Origin of the sequence: Azospirillum sp. B506 (assembly GCF_000333595.1) — a bacterium.
Taxonomy (GTDB): domain Bacteria; phylum Pseudomonadota; class Alphaproteobacteria; order Azospirillales; family Azospirillaceae; genus Azospirillum.
Window position 1 is genome coordinate 1 of the sequence record NZ_BADK01000421.1, and the last position, 1,578, is coordinate 1,578.

Sequence of the window (1,578 nt, forward strand, 5' to 3'; positions counted from 1 at the left end):
AGATGTTCGTCGAGCCCCTTTCAACATCAAGGTTGACGACCTGCTGAAGGGCATGATCCTCTAGTCCGGCAACGACGCCTGCATCGTGCTGGCCGAGGGGCTGGCCGGATCGGAGCAGTCCTTCGCCGAACAGGCGAGCAAGCGCGCGAAGGAATTGGGGCTGAAGAACAGCAACTTCGCCAACGCCACCGGCTGGCCCGACCCCAACCACTATATGACCGCCCGCGATCTGGCGATCCTGGCCGAGCGGCTGATCAAGGACTTCCCCGAATTCTACAAGTACGATTCGATCCGGGAGTTCAAATATCACGGCATCACCCAGGGCAACCGCAACCCGCTGCTCTACCGCAACATGAATGTCGACGGCCTGAAGACCGGCCACACCGAGGCCGGCGGTTACGGCCTGACCGCGTCGGGCGAGCGTGAGGGGCGCCGGCTGCTGCTGGTGGTCAACGGCCTGCCCAGCATGCAGGCGCGCGCCGACGAATCGGCTCGGCTGATCGAATGGGGCTTCCGCGAATTCGCCTCCTACACCCTCTACAGGGGCGGCGAAACCATCGAGCAGGTGCCGGTCTGGCTGGGCGAGCAGGACATGGTGCCGGTCACCGTGCCGCAGAACCTGAGCGTCACCATGGCCCGCTCCGACCGCCCCGGCATGAAGGTGTCGCTGGTCAGCAACGCCCCGGTCGCCGCGCCGATCAGGAAGGGCGACACGGTGGGCAAGCTGGTGATCTCCGCCCCCGGCTTCCCGGGCAAGGAGGTGCCGGTGGTGGCCGCCCAGGACGTGCCGAAGGCCGGCATGTTCGGCCGCGCCTTCGCCGCCGCCAAGTATCTCGTCTTCGGCAACAGCCTGTGACCGCGGCGACGATGCCGACCTCCTCGAATCGCGGCCGCTTCATCACGCTGGAAGGCGGCGAAGGGGCCGGCAAGTCGACGCAGCTGCGCCGTCTGGCCGATTCCCTGCGCGCCCGCGGCATCGCGGTGGAGACCACGCGCGAACCGGGCGGGTCGCCGGGGGCAGAGGAAATCCGCGGCCTGCTGGTGACCGGCAAGACCGGCCGCTGGAGTCCGGTGACGGAGGCCCTGCTGCACACCGCCGCCCGCCGCGACCATCTGGAACGGACGGTGTGGCCGGCGCTGGAGGAGGGCAAGTGGGTGCTGTGCGATCGCTTCTTCGACAGCACCATGGCCTATCAGGGCTATGGGCTGGGGCTGGGGCGCGAGTTGGTGGAGACCCTGCAGCGGGCGGCGCTGGGCGAGTTCCGGCCCGACCTGACGCTGATCCTCGACATCGCGGTGGACAAGGGCCTGCGCCGGGCCGCGTCGCGCCATGGCGGCGAGGACCGCTATGAACGGATGGACATCGGCTTTCACCAGCGGCTGCGCGACGGCTTCCTCGACATCGCCCGGCGCGAGCCGGAGCGTTGCGCCGTGGTGGAGGCCGACGCCGACCTCGACGGCGTGCAGGCCCGCATCTGGGACGCCGTTGCCAGCCGGCTGGAGCTGACCCAGGGGCGGACGCCGTGAGCAAGGCGCGCACCCCGGCCGCTCCGTTTGCGAAGAGGCGCTGGCTCCCCG

2 protein-coding genes and 1 pseudogene are annotated in these 1,578 nt (G+C 69.1%); all 3 read left to right on the forward strand.

The features are described 5' to 3' along the window. Window positions 1-76: 76 nt before the first annotated feature. Window positions 77-442: pseudogene (locus tag I71_RS40570) on the forward strand (D-alanyl-D-alanine carboxypeptidase family protein); the annotation flags it as partial. Between the two features lie 24 nt (window positions 443-466). Then, window positions 467-856, forward strand: coding sequence for a hypothetical protein (locus tag I71_RS40575; protein ID WP_280109872.1), 390 nt, complete (start codon window positions 467-469; stop codon window positions 854-856). 11 nt (window positions 857-867) lie between these two features. Next, entirely contained in the window at window positions 868-1,527 is a 660-nt protein-coding gene (gene tmk, locus I71_RS12985) for a dTMP kinase (RefSeq protein WP_042695278.1), read from the forward strand. Window positions 1,528-1,578: the final 51 nt, after the last annotated feature.

Coding starts and splice junctions, on each gene's coding strand:
- I71_RS40575 (WP_280109872.1), top strand. CDS start 467: ATGCAGGCGCGCGCCGACGAATCGGCTCGGCTGATCGAATGGGGCTTC.
- tmk (WP_042695278.1), top strand. CDS start 868: ATGCCGACCTCCTCGAATCGCGGCCGCTTCATCACGCTGGAAGGCGGC.